Source organism: Microcoleus sp. PH2017_12_PCY_D_A, assembly GCF_020738565.1.
GTDB lineage: Bacteria > Cyanobacteriota > Cyanobacteriia > Cyanobacteriales > Microcoleaceae > Microcoleus.
Window position 1 is genome coordinate 15,924 of the sequence record NZ_JAEQCI010000011.1, and the last position, 15,713, is coordinate 31,636.

General features: G+C 46.1%; 10 protein-coding genes. 5 read left to right on the forward strand and 5 right to left on the reverse strand.

Features of this window, described 5'->3' with window-relative positions:
- Nucleotides 1-20 precede the first annotated feature (20 nt).
- The gene (locus JGK39_RS01230; protein ID WP_293295501.1) at nucleotides 21-593 is read right to left on the reverse strand and encodes a Uma2 family endonuclease; all 573 of its coding nucleotides are present in this window, start codon (nucleotides 591-593) and stop codon (nucleotides 21-23) included.
- A gap of 291 nt (nucleotides 594-884) precedes the next feature.
- On the opposite strand from JGK39_RS01230, the gene JGK39_RS01235 reads away from it, so the two are divergent.
- The 3 genes from JGK39_RS01235 (at nucleotide 885) to JGK39_RS01245 (ending at nucleotide 4,433) form a co-directional block, all read left to right on the forward strand.
- Nucleotides 885-2,450 carry a branched-chain amino acid ABC transporter permease gene (locus JGK39_RS01235; protein WP_293246767.1) on the forward strand — a complete coding sequence of 522 codons (1,566 nt, stop codon included), beginning with the start codon at nucleotides 885-887 and terminating at the stop codon, nucleotides 2,448-2,450.
- Nucleotides 2,434-3,315: a class I SAM-dependent methyltransferase gene (locus JGK39_RS01240; protein ID WP_293246769.1), complete on the forward strand. Its 882-nt coding sequence runs from the start codon at nucleotides 2,434-2,436 to the stop codon at nucleotides 3,313-3,315. The genes JGK39_RS01235 and JGK39_RS01240 overlap by 17 nt, the downstream gene beginning before the upstream one ends.
- Nucleotides 3,316-3,653: 338 nt before the next feature.
- Nucleotides 3,654-4,433 carry an ABC transporter ATP-binding protein gene (locus JGK39_RS01245; protein ID WP_293246771.1) on the forward strand — a complete coding sequence of 260 codons (780 nt, stop codon included), beginning with the start codon at nucleotides 3,654-3,656 and terminating at the stop codon, nucleotides 4,431-4,433.
- A gap of 301 nt (nucleotides 4,434-4,734) precedes the next feature.
- On the opposite strand, the gene JGK39_RS01250 is transcribed toward JGK39_RS01245, so the two are convergent.
- Nucleotides 4,735-5,577 carry a PEP-CTERM sorting domain-containing protein gene (locus JGK39_RS01250; protein ID WP_293295491.1) on the reverse strand — a complete coding sequence of 281 codons (843 nt, stop codon included), beginning with the start codon at nucleotides 5,575-5,577 and terminating at the stop codon, nucleotides 4,735-4,737.
- Between the two features lie 420 nt (nucleotides 5,578-5,997).
- Here JGK39_RS01250 and JGK39_RS01255 point away from each other — a divergent pair, with 420 nt between their 5' ends.
- Nucleotides 5,998-6,705 (forward strand): ABC transporter ATP-binding protein, encoded by a 708-nt coding sequence (locus tag JGK39_RS01255; protein WP_293246776.1) that lies wholly within the window; start codon nucleotides 5,998-6,000, stop codon nucleotides 6,703-6,705.
- Between the two features lie 274 nt (nucleotides 6,706-6,979).
- Here JGK39_RS01255 and JGK39_RS01260 read toward each other — a convergent pair whose 3' ends face one another.
- The gene (locus JGK39_RS01260) at nucleotides 6,980-12,469 is read right to left on the reverse strand and encodes a response regulator (protein WP_293295493.1); all 5,490 of its coding nucleotides are present in this window, start codon (nucleotides 12,467-12,469) and stop codon (nucleotides 6,980-6,982) included.
- A 14-nt stretch (nucleotides 12,470-12,483) separates the two neighbouring features.
- On the opposite strand from JGK39_RS01260, the gene JGK39_RS01265 reads away from it, so the two are divergent.
- Nucleotides 12,484-12,678, forward strand: coding sequence for a hypothetical protein (locus tag JGK39_RS01265; RefSeq protein WP_293246782.1), 195 nt, complete (start codon nucleotides 12,484-12,486; stop codon nucleotides 12,676-12,678).
- A gap of 143 nt (nucleotides 12,679-12,821) precedes the next feature.
- Here the strand turns inward: JGK39_RS01265 and JGK39_RS01270 are convergent, their stop codons facing one another.
- Together JGK39_RS01270 and JGK39_RS01275 are read right to left on the reverse strand one after the other, a co-directional pair.
- Nucleotides 12,822-13,907 carry an RNA-guided endonuclease TnpB family protein gene (locus tag JGK39_RS01270; protein ID WP_293246785.1) on the reverse strand — a complete coding sequence of 362 codons (1,086 nt, stop codon included), beginning with the start codon at nucleotides 13,905-13,907 and terminating at the stop codon, nucleotides 12,822-12,824.
- A 344-nt stretch (nucleotides 13,908-14,251) separates the two neighbouring features.
- Nucleotides 14,252-15,694 carry a hypothetical protein gene (locus tag JGK39_RS01275; RefSeq protein ID WP_293246788.1) on the reverse strand — a complete coding sequence of 481 codons (1,443 nt, stop codon included), beginning with the start codon at nucleotides 15,692-15,694 and terminating at the stop codon, nucleotides 14,252-14,254.
- Nucleotides 15,695-15,713 lie beyond the last annotated feature (19 nt).

The following is a 15,713-nucleotide window of genomic DNA, read 5'->3' on the forward strand; positions in this document are numbered from 1 at the left end:
AGTTAACCGTCGCTATCAAATTAAATATTCCCAGGTTTGAGCCAGCCAAAAACTTCGCCTAAAGTCAACTGCATTTCCGGCATAAATTGGGGAATCGGAAGTATATCTGTCGGTTCTTGCAGTGCGATCGGCTGCTCCCCTGCGGGATAAGCTAAAATGTTTTTTTCATCAGGATCGATCGACCACCCCATCTGACAACCTGCATTCAAACAATGCAAAATATTGTTTGTGACTTTGGTTTGGCTTTGACCTGGGGATAAAATTTCTATTGTCCAGTCTGGGTGAGTATTAAATGTATCGGCAATTTCGCCGTCAGCATCAAGGGGAATTCGATTCCACGCAAAAATCGCGACATCGGGAACGATAGAACACCCGCCAAAGGTGCAGCGAAGTTCTAGTAAGGCTAGGGCAATTTGTGGTTTCTGTACGAGATGATTGACTACTGTGACCAGTCTACCTTGAATTGTACTGTGTTTTCCTTGTGGCATGGGTTTTTGTTCGATCGCACCGTTGATGTATTCGCTAGCGGGTTTGGTTTCTGGCAATTGCAAAAACTCGTCCAGGGTGATAGTTTTTTGAGGAGCTTGTACCATATATCGATCGCCCTTTTGAATTGTGTGGCGGTAACAGTTCCAGTATATTTGAAGTTTCGTCGCTTTTGGTGCAATAATCGAACTCAAAAGACTCTAAACTGTAGCTAGCCCGATCGGCAGTTTCCATAGCAAATAGTCGATCGCATTGATCGAGGCAGAAATTTGCACATCCCACGTCAGTGGCATCTATACTGAGAGTCCTAGGGCTCTTCAATCTGACTGCTGACTGCTGGCTAATAACTAATGACTACTGACTACTGACTACTGACTACTGACCACTGACTAATTCCTATGTCAAACAAGATAATCCAAGCAATTAAATCGAGCGGTATATTAGGGGCGATCGCCTTTTTGACTGTTGTGCTATTCGGCGGTTGGAGCGGCACCGTCATCGGGTGGCTGATGGGCACGGCTGCGGGCTTCATTAGCTGTCAAGAGCAAAAGGTTAACAGCCCGAAAATGGGTGCGACAGTCGGCAGTTTGGCGGGTTTAGGTTTGGGCGTTTGGCTGTTAGTTGCTAGCGCGATCGAAGGGGTTTTAGTTAGACCTTTTTCCGGTCAATCTGCTGTGGATTTGCCGGCTACTCTGCTGTACGGGATTTGCAGTTTGACGATCGCACTTTTGACAGCTTCGTTAATGGGTGCTTTGCAGGGTTTGCCGGGAGAACGGCAGCGACAGGCTACTCTGGTAACATTAGCTTTTATCTTAATTCTGTTTCCGTTTATCGACCTTCAAGCTAAGACTGGCTGGATTGCTACGGTAGTACAGATTCAAATCTTTATTATGCTCGCCCTGGGTTTGAATATTACTGTGGGTTTTGCAGGTTTGTTGGATTTGGGATATGCGGCGTTTTTTGCGATCGGCGCTTACACCACTGCTTTGCTATCTTCCGGCCAGTTAAATATTGCTTGGAATTTTTGGCTGGTTTTGCCGATCGCGGCCGGTGTAGCTGGCATTGCGGGCGTAATCCTGGGTATTCCGACACTGCGGCTCAAGGGCGATTATTTGGCAATTGTTACCCTCGGTTTTGGCGAAATTATCCCGGTGGTATTTCGGAATTTAACCGCGATTCGCATCGACGAACCAATCTCGAAGATTGTCGCTGCTATTTTGGGTAAGCCCGAGTTGGTGCTTTGTCTCGTTGGGTGCGATCGACCTTTTAACCTCACCGGCGGCGAAGCGGGCATAAACCCGATCGGGCGTCCATCTCTGCCGATCGTCGGCACATTCAGCACCGGCAACTACTTTCCCTGGTACTACCTAATTTTATTGCTAGTAGTCTTCGCTTACTTCATGATTTCGCGGCTGCGAGATTCCCGCTTGGGACGGGCATGGAATGCCATGCGCGAAGATGAATTAGCGGCGAGTGCGATGGGCATCAACCTGGTCAAAACCAAACTTTCGGCTTTTGCAATGGGAGCGACGTTTTCGGGCTTTGCAGGCGCGTTTTACGCCGCCTACATCAGCGCGATTTTCCCCAGCGTCTTTGATTTCTCGGTGTCGGTAATCATCCTGTGCATGGTGATTTTAGGCGGTTTGGGCAACATGACTGGGGTGATTTTGGGCGGTATCATTATCATGTCTGCCGATCGGCTTTATCTCCCCCAACTCGCCCAAGTCCTCAAAGGTTTTCTGAATACCTTTGTACTTCCCAGGATTGCAATTCCCCAGTTAGCAGACTTTCTAGCAACCAGTTTAGACCCGATTCAACTGCGCTTATTTCTGTTCGGTTTAACTCTAGTTGTCATGATGATCGTGCGGCCAGAGGGCCTGATTCCCGATCGAATCCACCAAGCCGAACTGCATTCTGAGGATGAAGCCAGCAATGAATCTTTAGCTGATGCCAGAAGTCAATAGTAAGGATGAAGAATTAGCCATGAGCAATGTAACTGGTACTGCTTTTATCGTTGCCGAATTTAGAGCAGAAGAAAACCAAGAAATAGCCCCGCTTTACACTGATAACGTAGTAAAAATTTGGCTGAATGAGGAAACAAAAGAAATCGCTGCTAAAATAGCTCAAAACTCTCCCGCAGCCAAAGAAATGGTTAAGTTGCGGACTAAATATTTTGATGATGTTTTGTCAAATCAAATTTTAGGAGGTTGCAAACAAGTAGTGATTTTAGGCTCCGGCTTGGATACTCGCGCTGCGAGAATTAATGGAGAAAAAGCTACTTATTTTGAAATAGAAGACCGCGCGACACTGCAATTAAAGGAAGAAACTCTCAAAGCCAACAAAATTACGGCCAATGTTCGCTACATTCCCGGCGATTACGTAAAAGACGGTTTAATCTCCTTGCTTAAACAGAGCGAATTTGATTTCGATATACAGACATATTTTTTGTGGGAAGGCAACACAACCTTGCTTGCCAAAAAAGATGTAATATTTGTGTTAGAACAAATTCGCGACAATGTGAAGAGTTTTCGATTGTCTTTTGATTATATGTCAGAGAAGGTGATTTTGAGAACAACGGGCTACCAAGATATCAATGATTACATAGATAAATACGAAAGTATGTATGCACCGTGGATTACTGGTTTTGACCAAATTGCCTCTTTGGCTGAGGAATTAAATCTCAAACTGATTGAAAACTTTTCGACGGCAGATTTGCACGCACAATATCGCCCTCTCAGTTCCCTGGAATCTAATCTTTTTAAGTTCTATTTTGTGTGTACGTTAGAAAATTCAGTAGGGTGCGTCAGTCGAGATATTAGACTCACCTAAAACAATCTTCTCCTGACGTTAGAAAATTCAGTAGGGTGCGTCAGTCGAGATATTAGACTTAACTCAAACAATCTTCTGCTGACGCACCCTACCCAATCCCAGAAATTCAGTAGGGTGCGTCAGAGAGAGATTAGACTCAACTCAAACAATCTTTTGCTGACGCACCCCACCAAATCCAAGTAACAAAAATTACCCACAATAACAAATTCGAGGCTCAAATCCACATATATTTAGAAAGGTGCGTGACGCCAGAAGCCTGCTAGACTTCACCTAAATCTATTTGCAGTCACACACCCTACCCGAGAAGTTCAAAACTAATATTAGGAAACACCATCAAAATGTCACTATTAGAAGCACAGCAACTTACAATGCGATTCGGCGGTTTGACAGCGGTCAACCAAGTTAGTTTAATCTTGGAAAAAGGCTCGATCGCCAGTTTGATCGGCCCCAACGGTGCGGGAAAAACTACTTTTTTTAATATGCTGACTGGTATCTACAAACCGAGTGCCGGTAACTTGCTGCTCGAAAATAAGAATATCACGGGTTTACCGCCCGATCGCCTAACCAGCTTCGGGATTGCGAGAACCTTTCAAAATATCCGCTTGTTTAACAATATGACAGTGCTGGACAATATTTTGGTAGGCAGGCACAGCAGAATGAAAACAGGTTTGTTGGGTGCAATCCTCCGCCCACCGACTGCGATTACCGAGGAACGGGAAGCTAAAATAAAAGCCCTGACTATGCTAGATTTCGTCGGTTTAGGCATGAAGAAAGCGCCGGAGTTGGCAAAAAACCTTTCCTACGGCGACCAGCGCAGATTGGAAATTGCGAGGGCTTTGGCTTCCGATCCGAAAGTGCTGCTTTTGGACGAACCGACTGCGGGGATGAATCCCAATGAAACGGCTGATTTAACTCGCTTTATTTACCGGATTCGCGATGAGTTGGATTTGAGTATTTTGCTGATCGAACACGATATGAAGGTGGTGATGGGTATTAGCGATCGGGTTAGTGTGATGGAGTACGGTACTAAAATTTCGGAGGGAACCCCCGCAGAAGTTCGCGCCGATCCTCGCGTGATTGAGGCATATTTGGGCAAAGAAGAAGATGCTAATGGGTAATGGTTAGAGTTGAATTGCAAAAATAATTAGGACGGGCTATAGCAATCTTAAATGATTCAGATAAATTTGTAGGGGTAGTGCCAAGAATGCCTACCCCCTATCTATCGGGCAACCACGGGGCAAGCGAGCCGCTACAAGAATTATGCAAATGATTTAGGATTGCTATAGAAGCCCATCCCACAATAAAAAAATTGTGGGATGGGGTTTCAGCATCGTCCCAAAATTTGATTAAAAGAACTTTTGTAAGAGATAAGTGAGGTGCGCAATGCGCACCCTACGCATAGAGGTTCGGGGATTTTTGCTAAACTTTTGATGGGATTTCAGACAATTTATGCTTGGGTTTTCTGCTCTTGAAGAGCAAGCCTAAAAAGGTTAAAGTACCTAATACTGTACTCGGTTCGGGAACTGCTTGTGGTTCTGCTTCTGCTTCTGCGATATTGTTCTTAACTTCTACTAATCTTAAGTTAGTGGCGCTGTCAAATGTCCGCGAATACACCCCAGAAGTATACAGGAGGCTTTCTGCTGTACTTCCTGCCGCCATAAACTTAAAATTAATTGCTGTGGGATGAAAGCTGTTGCTGGCGGAAAAATTAAAATAACTTCCCCCAGAAGAGTCTAAAAAGCTGACAAGTTCAAAGGAGTCTAACAGAATGTTGGTAACAGTGTTAATCAACCCAAAAAATATACTTCCACTCGCTCGGGCGCGTTCGGATTGGCTGTTTTCAACTGATGTCAAAAGATTTAAAACTGTCTGGAAATTGAAGGAAAAAGTTTCTTGGGCATCAATATCGAAGTCGCCGATAACTGTTGCTTGACTTTCGGCTAAACCGACATAGTTGCTGCCGCTACCTGTGACTTGACTCTTCGAGAGATTTGCTGCTAGCAATTCGTGACAGTTAGATATAAAAACTGCCTCAGCATTGGCTTCGCTAATCACAACACCTTTGTTAGCTATCGCCAAGGTATTAGTATTAGTAGATGTACTTGTATCTGTGGGTCTGTGACTGAATGCGTCAATGCTTGCTTCGGCCGCAGAACCTGCTATTGTGGCAGCATTGCTGGGCGCTATACCTACAGTCAAGCCTGTTACTAAAGGAGTTACTAATAAAAATGCGATTGCTCCGGTGCTGTGATTTAATTTCATGATGAATCTCCTTAAAGTTGCCGAGTTTTAAGTGCTGTTATTTTCGTAATTACTAGCGGTTAATTTCCCTTACGTATTCATACTATCTCTTTACTTAGAGGTAGTTATAAAGTTACTGTCAAGAAATCCTTTGTTTGATTAAAAGTTCTGTAAAGTTGGTGGCAAAAACTTCTGCTAGTCTTAGTTTCTTCAATGGTGCGATTCGATATAATCCTGTCTGCATAAGGATCGATCGCAGAAAAAGCCTGACTTTTGCACGACTGCTCAATTGCTCAAACTACACGGTATTCGATCGCTCGCTGCGTGTTGATTTAAGTAAAAATACTGCTTACTATAAAAAAGGTTTATTTTAAATAAATGCAATAAAACTTTATAATGAGTCGGGATAATATAACAAAGGACAAAGCAGAAAGAGTAATTATGCTAGAAATCAAAGACATACATACCTACTACGGAAATATTCACGCTCTCAAAGGAGTATCGCTAACTGTCTCGCAGGGAGAAGTTGTGACATTAATCGGTAGCAACGGGGCGGGGAAAAGTACAACTCTCCGCACGATTCAAGGATTGCTGCGCCCGCGCAGCGGCACTGTATTATTTGAGGGTAAGCCTTTGGAATCGCTGTCTACAGAGGCGATCGTCCGTTTAGGCATTTCTCAAAGCCCCGAAGGAAGGTTGATTTTTGGGCGCATGACGGTACAAGAAAACCTGGAAATGGGTGCTTATCTCCGCAACGATACTCTCGGTATCAAGTCGGATATGGAAAAAGCTTTAAATTTATTTCCCCGTTTGCGAGAAAGAATTAGTCAAAAAGGGGGAACTCTCAGCGGGGGGGAACAGCAAATGCTGGCGATCGCCCGGGCTTTGATGTCGCGCCCCCGTTTGCTATTGTTGGATGAGCCGAGTATGGGCTTGGCGCCGATGTTAGTCAGTCAAATTTTTGCGATCGTCCGCGATATTAACGCTCAAGGAACAACTATTTTACTGGTGGAACAAAACGCCCGCATGGCTTTAAGTGTAGCTCACCGCGGTTATGTGATCCAAACTGGTGAGGTGGTAGTTGCAGGTACTGCTACCGATTTGCAGTCAAATGAAACTGTTCGCAAAGCGTATTTAGGTGAAAGTTAAATAGCTATTTTGGGAATGGGGAATTGGGAATGGGGAATTGGTAATTGGGAATTGGTAATGGAGAATTGGTAATTGGTAATGGAGAATTGGTAATTGATAAGGGGTAATTGGTAATTGGTAATCGGTAATTGGTAATGGGTAATCGGTAATTTTCAATTACTCATTGAGCGCGGTTAATTAAATATCCTGGTTAAGGACTAATGCCCAATGACCAATGACCAATGACCAATGACCAATGACCAATGACCAATGACTACTGACTAATGACTACTGACTAATTCCCCATTTGCGATCGCAAATTCCCCGTTTTCAATTCCGTCTCAAAAGCCGCCCGTACCTTTTCCCACTCCGCTTCGGCTTCCAACAGGCGATCGCGCGCCGCCCTCGCATCAAACACCTGTTCCCCTCCAGACTCAACCGCCACGCGGCCCATGAACTCCAACTCCTTGCATACTTCCGAAAAAGACACCGCTCCTAAATTGGCGCTGCTCGACTTCAGCGTGTGAGAAGCCAGCTTCAAACTGTCAGCATCCCCCAGATAAATAGCTTCCTTAATTGTTTCTAAATGCTGCTGTGCATCTAACAAATATATCTGAATCAACTCCCCCAAAAAATCGGGATCTTCCTCATCGTCTAGCTCGCGGAGATTGTGCAAAACCTCAAAATTAATCTGCGAATTTGCTGGCGGTTGCACGCTTGAATGTCTAGCAGCATTACTGCCATTTTTATCGGAAATATCGGGATTTTTTGGCTCAGTAACGGCATTCAATTCATCCCGGCGCAGAGGTTGGCACTTGCTGAGGGCGAGGGCCAACTCTTCCCGGCGCACGGGCTTAGTAATATAATCGTCCATACCTGCTTCCAGACACTTTTCGCGATCGCCCTGCATGGCATTAGCCGTCATCGCAATAATTCTCGGCTTATTGTTGGCTGGCCATTCCGCACATATGCGGCGCGTCGTTTCCAAACCGTCCATCTGCGGCATCTGCACGTCCATCAGCACAACATCGTAAGATTGTCGCTTCAGCGCCTCCAAAACCTCCAAGCCATTAGCCGCAATATCCGCCCGATATCCTATCCTGTCGAGCAAATGCGTAGCGACTTTTTGATTGACCACATTATCCTCTGCTAGCAAAATCCGAATCTGACTAGAATTAGTTGGATCGTGTGGCGCAGAATTGCTCGGAACCTGCCTTAAAACCGCAGGAGTCCGCTGCGCGCGGTGCTGTTCTTGAGAATTTTCAAAATACTTCAATCCCGAAGTCAAAGTCGCCACATTTGAAAGTTCTCCCTTGCTGCTTCTACCGGCAACATATCCAAAAACTTGCAGCAATACATTATAAAACTGCGACTGTTTTAGAGGCTTAGTTAAAAACGCCGAAAAATGTACTTCTGTAGTTTCAAGTTTTTTCCAAACTTCCGCCTTGCTCAAATAAGTAAACAGCACCAAAGGTAGCGTAACTTTGCGAGGGCTTTTTACTTTGATGGCATTAGGATTTAGCCCGTCGTCGCTAGACAAATTGCTCAGCTCCCATGAACGAATCTCCACAGCCAAAGACACGCCGTCCATATCTGGTAGATTCATCGCCAAAATAGCCAAATCGATCGCCGAGTTTTCTTTGATGATTTCCAAAGCCTCAGCGCCCGAAGTTACAGCCACAGGTATCAGGCCCCAAGCCTCAGCTTGCCGAATCAAAACTTGCCGGTTAATGGCATGATTCTCGACAATTAACAAACGCTTACCAACAGTAAATTCCGGTGGTTTTTCCTCAACCGCGCTTTCATTGGCTTCAGCAATCACTGTGAAATAAAAAATTGAACCCGAACCCGATATCGACGGCCCAGAAAATCCCGCAGGGGGCGTTCCTGCCGTACTTTGTCCGATCGCAGAAACAGCAGGTTGAGACTTAGAACTTCCGGGAGCAACCTGACTGACAACCCACATTTTACCCCCCATCATATCGCTCAAACGCTGGCTGATAGCCAATCCCAAGCCCGTCCCGCCGTAATGTCGCGTTGTGGAAGCATCCACCTGCGAAAAAGCTTTAAACAGGCGATCGATCCTGTCTGGCGGAATCCCAATTCCCGTATCTTGGACACCGAATTGAATCTCGTACAGTCTCCTACCTGCCAGTTTTTCCGGGTTAATTGCTAGCGGTTGCGGCTCTAGAATATTGCTGATTTCCGGCAAACTTTTAGCAGGTAATTGTTCAATTTTCCGAGCCGTACAGCAGACTACTATTTCTCCAGATTCTGTAAATTTAACTGCATTTCCCAGCAGATTTACTAATATTTGGCGCAGCCTCGTGACATCTCCTAAAATATTTTTTGGAACAGAATCATCAATAAAGTAAGCCAACTCTAAACCTTTTTCCGACGCTCTAGGAGCCAGCAATTCCAGAGATTCTTCTATACAGTTTTGCAGATCGAAGGGGCTGCGTTCCAAATCCATTTTCCCCGATTCAATCTTGGAAAAGTCGAGGATATCGTTAATAATAGTTAGCAAAGCATCGCCGCTGGTGCGAATTGTCTCCACAAAATCCCGCTGTTCTGGAGTTAGTTGCATATCCAGCAGCAAACCGGTCATCCCGATTACCGCATTCATCGGAGTGCGGATTTCGTGACTCATAGTCGCTAAAAATTCGCTCTTAGCTCTGTTAGCAACTTCCGCCGCTTCTCGCGCTTGCTCCAAAGCTTCATTTTGCTCTGCCAACTGTCGCTGTCGCTGAACTTCGGTTTCTAAGAGCAGTGCTTGAGCTAAGGTAATTCCGACTTGAGCGGCAACATCTTCTAAGAGTTCAATTTCGTCGGGAGTCCACTGGCGAGTTGCATCGCACTGATGCAAAGTAATAATGCCATTCGGTTCTCCTTGATAGGAAGTGCGAACCGCCAACATAGATTTTAATCCGATGCGGCGGCACATCGGTACGGAAGATTCGAGCAAGGGATCGGCAAACACGTCGGGAGATGCCAGGGCTATATCTTCTGCGAGTAGTTTTTCGGTATAGGGGTTGTAAGTAACAGAAAGTTCTAAATCTAAAGCCGATTCGTGACCTGGTTCTAGGTATTCTGCGACGCAAGGAAGGTGGGGATAAGGTTGGGAAAGATAGGTGTGAATTGTACAGCGATTGACGCCGAATACGCGGCCGATTTGGGTGGCGGTAGTCTGAAAAATTTCTTGAGTGTCTAAGGTCGATCGCACTTTTTGAGTAATTTGTTTGAGCAGCAATACGCGCTGGTACTGTCGCTGCAAAGTTCGCTCTCGCTCTTCGCGGGCAATTTCCGCGCCGATGTAATTGCCCATCAGCTTTAAAATTTCAAAATTCAGGGGTTTTAAAGGAGGTTTAGGGGTGCGGGAAGTAAAGCTCAAAGTGCCAAAAACTCGCCCTTGGACTATTACCCGCGTGCCGACAAAAGCCTCCAAGCGGCGCACGGCGTAAGCGGGATGCTGCTTCCACTCAGTAGTGCCGGCTGATTCGATCGAAATAGGTTCGATCGATCGCAAAACCTCTCGCTCGAAGGTTCTGCTCAAAGAAAAACCGTCTCCTTTAGCAAATCCGAAGGGAAAATCTTGCGGTACATAAGCCGCGAGCACTTCGTAGCGATCGCCCAAAACCCTACCCAACAGCCCGATATCCATCCCAAACTGACTGCAACCCATGGCCAGCAACCGGGCCGTTCGCTCGTCAAAAGAGCCTGACGAGCCCACCATTACCTCGTAGAGCGATCGAATTGCGCGCTCGCTTTCCCGCAGTTCCTCAACCCCTTCAACGCGGTTGCAGACATCGTGCAAGGTTCCTAAAATTCCCACTATTTCACCTTGGGAATTCCGCCGGACTTGGGCAAATATTTCAACTGAAACAAAACCTGAATCAATCTGAATTCCTAATTCGTTTTTTGCCGACTCCAACTTGTATTTAAATCGCAGTTCTCGCCGATAAAATGCTGATTTTCCCGACAGCAAAGACTCCAATAAATTTGCACAATGCGGGCGCTCATCTGGATGCACCCAATCTAAAAAATTAGTGGTCAAACTTTCAGCCACCGAAAAACCCGTAATTTCAGTCCAAGCGCGGTTGAGAAATGTCCAAACCCCTGCCGCATCCATCTGAAAAATTACTGTTGCTTTCAAAGCATCAAATACTTGGAATTGCTCCACACCATCGCAGTTTTTGAGTTCTAACTGCTGGTTTGGAGTAATATCTGTATGAGTTCCGACTACCCGCAGCGGCTTGCCCGCAGCGCTCCGCAAAACTTGACCTCGGTTGAGCACCCAGAGAGTGCTGCCGTCTTTGCAGTGCATTCGATATTCGGCTGCAAAATCCGCTGTTTTTTGTGCGAAGTGATCTTCTAAAGCTGCCTTCACTCCATCAATGTCGTCTCGGTGAATGCGACTCCACCATTCCGATCGCCGATTCGAGATTTCCCCTTCTTTGTAGCCGAGCATTTCTTGCCATTGCGCCGAATAAAAAAACTCATCAGTTTCGAGATTCCAATCCCAAATCCCCTGATTGTTGACGGTAGCGGGGAGATTTGGGGGCGGCGCGACGCTAATGTTTTGAGCAATTTCTGCATCTGGGTAGCGATTGGCTGCTGGAAGCTGTATTTCTGCTAAGAGTTTTTTGTACTGCGCGTTGCTAGATTCTAGCTGGCGCTGCAAAGCGAGCAAGCCTGAATGCAGAGATTTTGAGTCCAGTGCTTGTAAAAGGATAGTTTGAGGATTGACAATTCCGATCGGGTGATTGCTGTCGTTGATGACTAATAGAGGCAACTGGCAGTAGTGTTTTTGCAGCAGGGCGATGGCTGCTTCCAGGCTAGAGTGCGATCGTACCAGGGGTGGCGAACTGCTGCAAATCGCTCCTGCTTTAATTCTGCTGGAGTCTCTGCCCGCGGCTTGCAACTGTACGATGTCCCGCGAACTTACCACCCCAACGAGTTTGTGGAGGTTGGGATTTGTAAATTTGGAATTTTGAGCTGCACCATTCGAGTTTGGTTCCGGGGTTTCAGTAATTAATACATAGCTAACATTGTGTCGGAACATCAGTTGCGCCAAATAGCGAACCGAAGCAGTAGCAGGAGCGTGAATAATTCGCGAGGCTGCGATTTGAGGGATTTGATCGAGTTTAATTAAACTCGCGGGCAGCTCTAATTTCCGATGTAAAATTGGCAGCGGCGGAGGGAACGCCAAGGGTGGCGAAGGGCTGCTAATTGGTTGTGGCGATTCCCCAATTTCTTGCAACAGTTGTACCAAGCTTTGAGAGCTAATTAAACCGACAAGTTCTTCAGCGTCGCTGACGACTGGCAAATGCCCGATCAGATGTTTGTCCAGCAGATTTGCTAAGGCAAAAAAGTCGGGAATTTCCGATTCTCGGGCTACAGTTACGGTTCTGATCATGATTTGCTCGATCGCAAATCCCCTCAAAGCAGCGCCGATCGAATTTAGCTGTACGACATCACGCGCTGTAAAAATCCCCAGCACCGTCTGCCCACCCGGATAGGATGGTTTTGAGCCGTTGAGACTCTGCCCGTTGACGGATGGCGGTAGCGCACGCGGTACGCCGTTGTAGAAACCCGACTGTTGTCGCGATTGTGGGGAAGTCCCGTTCGTCGGATTTCCCAGTTGAGAATGCCCGCGCGGTTCTACCACGAGGACGTAACTGGCTCCTGTGCTGCTCATCAGCTCGATCGCCTCTTCTACGGGCGTCTCAGGGGTGACGGTGAGGGGATTGCGGTTAATGACCTGACTGAGAGAGGGAATAAACATCAGCGGGCATAAAAGTGATATTTGTTGAAAAAACCCGATCGCCGCGGGCAGCAGGTGGATTGAGAGGCTTGGCCCGCGAGGTTTCCAAGCGCGCTCAAAGTTTATGTACGAGTCCAATCACCCAAAGGGCGGACTTTGGGATTGTCGGCAATTCCTTGCCTAGTCTAACTGCTGCGGGTTTACGAGCAAGAATTTCTGCGATCGTCTAGACTTCGGCTACTTTCTCGCCGTTATATAAATCCTACTCAAACTTAATCAATACCTATCAAAGCTATTCAAAGGTTTGAGTTTCGTTTATTTCCTGCTTCACTCTGGTAGTGTCGGCACTGACCAGTCCGCAGGCTAGCCCCGTCTAACTGACGGTTTTTGATAAATTAATCGCAGCGTTCAAATCGCGGTCGATGACATAAGCGCAACGATCGCACTCAAACACTCGCTCACCAAGAGAAAGTATTTCTTTTTTAGCTCCACAATGAGAGCAAAGTTTTGAACTTGGGAACCATCGGTCAACTACGACCAATTTAGAGCCATACAATTTACACTTGTAGGTTAGCTGGCGGCGAAACTCGTAAAATCCCATGTCTTGAATGCTTTTCGCCAGCTTGCGATTTGCCATCATCCCGGATACATTCAAATCCTCAATTACTACCGTGCCGTGGTTTTTAGCAAGCAGCGTCGTGAGTTTATGCAACGTATATGAGCGGATGTTGGCAATCTTGCGGTGCAGTTTAGCTATCTCTATATGAGCATTTTTCCAGTTGCTTGAACCTTTAACTTTGTGACGGTGCAAATATTGCAAGCGCGCTATTTTTTTCTCTAACTTGCGGTAAGATTTAGCACCTTGGATCGCTTCACCATTACTGAGGGTTGCTAGGTTTTTTACACCGATGTCTACACCCACAATGCTAGTATTTACTGTAGTTTGTTCTGCCACCGACCGCCTGAAACTGATAAACCACCTATCGGCTTGACGGCTAATTTTTACAGATTTAGGCTTAACCTGAGGCAGTCGTTCGTAAGTTTTTAGAACGCCTATTACAGGTACTTGAATTTTATTGTTGCCCAAGATTTTCACGGCTCCTTCCAAAGTGAAAGAGTCGCCCTTGCCTTTTTTCTTGAACTTGGGGACGCCGGCAGTTTTGTTAAAGCAGCGCTTCCATGAATCGCGCAACGCTATTAATGCTTGCTGGGGTGCGGATTTGCTGCACTCGTAATACCATTCATTCTTTGATTTCACCATTGCTACTAACAGTTTGTGCAAGTCAATAGCGCTGGGAAACTTCAATTTTTCTTGGGGGTTTTGTCGGTTGTGGTCGAGAATGTTTTTGGTGAGCCACAATCCCCAATTCCAGGCGTGACGAGCTACACCGCAATGCTTCATTAATGCTGTGCGCTGTTGGTTATTTATTTTTAACTCAGTTTTGAAACCGAGTAGCATGATGTAACCTCCTTAACTACTTAAATCATATTACCTTTTGCGGACTACCTGTCGCGTGAGTGGAGATGCTGAGACCTTCATCGTTTGGTGGCTGCGTCAATCGTTAACTTAGTCATTTAACTATGATAGCGCAGTTAATGAGCAGGTTTAAGAAGCTAATGGTAATTTTTTGTGAACAGATACAAGCCCAATTCTGAACTCCGAGGATTTAACAGACATCTTGCAAAAATAGCTAGGACGGGGCAAGAGGGCCCATCCCACAAAAAGTTTTTTTTGTTGTGGAATGGGCAGGAGAGCCCGTTCCCTAATTAGATTACAAGGACTTTTGCAATCTTGTCTAACATTCAATTCGGGCGATCGAACTTGATGAGAATAGCACTGTTACCCGGCACCAAAAAAGTCGCATTACCGCCCTTCAGCGTCAAGCTACCAACAACCTCATCCATTGACCTCAAACTAAACTCCCGCACCGTCCCATTACCAGCTTCGATCAAAGCCGAAATATCGGCACGAACAGTATAAGATTTAGCTCGATCGTTGACAGCCAGCAAATAAACATTCTTACTAGAATCGAGAGTTGCAACTGCCATTAAATCCGAACTGTTAGCGATCGGAAAAAAGCTAGCCCTACCCCCTTGCAAAGCCCGAATTCCCATCCGCAAAGCATAGTAGCTAGCGCGCCGTTTTCCTCCGTCTCCCAGCAAACCTTCTGCCAATCCCGGCTTTCCCCAGTCGTACAAACAGAATACGTGACTCCCATAAATATAATTATCGCCCGGTTGGGAGCCTCGGATTAAATTTTTAATCAAACTTAAAGCTAAAGGGAAATCATTATAGCTAATTTGATAACTTCCCCATTCTCCCACCCAAAGCTGCGAGTTAGCGCGGACAGTCCCCTTCATCCAGCCGCGCACTTTGCGGGTGTAGTTAGAAATATCTGCATCGTAATTGTGGACATTGACTGCATCGAAATAATTGGGGATTTCTCGCAAAGCATCAGCAGGCCAATTGCTGCCACCTACGGTTGTCGGGCTGTGGATGCGGTAAGCGCGCTCCGGCAAATAACTTTTGTACGCAAAGTCGATCGCATCTTTAGCCACCTTCACCAACTCAAAATAGTCAGCCATAGTTCCGCCCCAACCCTGTATGCGGTAGTCCGGTTCGTTGTGAATTTCCCAATCATCAACGCGGTAATCGTTGCGTACATTCAACCAATAAACCGTAGCAAAAACGTGTTCCCACCACTCGTTCCAATCTTCTTTAGTTCGGGGCGGATTCAGTTGCAGCGCCCAAGAGGGATTCCAGCTACTGTCCACATTGCGAAGGCTGACAACGGGACGAATATTTGCTTGTTTGAGAGTATTAAAAATAGTCCTGGCATTGCCTTGCCAAACAGTGCCAGGTTCTCCAGACCACGAATAATCGCTACCCCGGGGCGGATCGGTCATAATTTTATCCCAATGCCCCCAATTAATAATATTTGGATTAGCCTTAATTTGGGATATTTCCGGCCACCCGTATTTACCGTCATCGTCTTCCGATTCCCATCGAGACATCCCGCCGTAAATGCGGTATGTATTAATTCCCAAATCTTGCAAATCTTTGAGGTCAAAGTTGATGTTGCCCTCGACTGCACCGATGTAGCGAGTGCTGACACCCGCAGCAGTGCCGGAGAATTTAATTGTTGCGATGTTTTGAGCAAAAGTTGTCGTTCCGCTGAAAAACTCTATGCCGATGGCAATTAAAAGGGCGATCGTGAAATTCCGAATTAGAGTTTTTGATAACACTACGTTGATAACTAATGAC

Bases quoted from the DNA above. Each gene is read 5' to 3' on its own strand.
- JGK39_RS01270 (WP_293246785.1), bottom strand. From the start codon at position 13,907: ATGCTACTCGGTTTCAAAACTGAGTTAAAAATAAATAACCAACAGCGC.
- JGK39_RS01230 (WP_293295501.1), bottom strand. From the start codon at position 593: ATGGTACAAGCTCCTCAAAAAACTATCACCCTGGACGAGTTTTTGCAA.
- JGK39_RS01245 (WP_293246771.1), top strand. From the start codon at position 3,654: ATGTCACTATTAGAAGCACAGCAACTTACAATGCGATTCGGCGGTTTG.
- JGK39_RS01260 (WP_293295493.1), bottom strand. From the start codon at position 12,469: ATGTTTATTCCCTCTCTCAGTCAGGTCATTAACCGCAATCCCCTCACC.
- JGK39_RS01250 (WP_293295491.1), bottom strand. From the start codon at position 5,577: ATGAAATTAAATCACAGCACCGGAGCAATCGCATTTTTATTAGTAACT.
- JGK39_RS01235 (WP_293246767.1), top strand. From the start codon at position 885: ATGTCAAACAAGATAATCCAAGCAATTAAATCGAGCGGTATATTAGGG.
- JGK39_RS01240 (WP_293246769.1), top strand. From the start codon at position 2,434: ATGCCAGAAGTCAATAGTAAGGATGAAGAATTAGCCATGAGCAATGTA.
- JGK39_RS01255 (WP_293246776.1), top strand. From the start codon at position 5,998: ATGCTAGAAATCAAAGACATACATACCTACTACGGAAATATTCACGCT.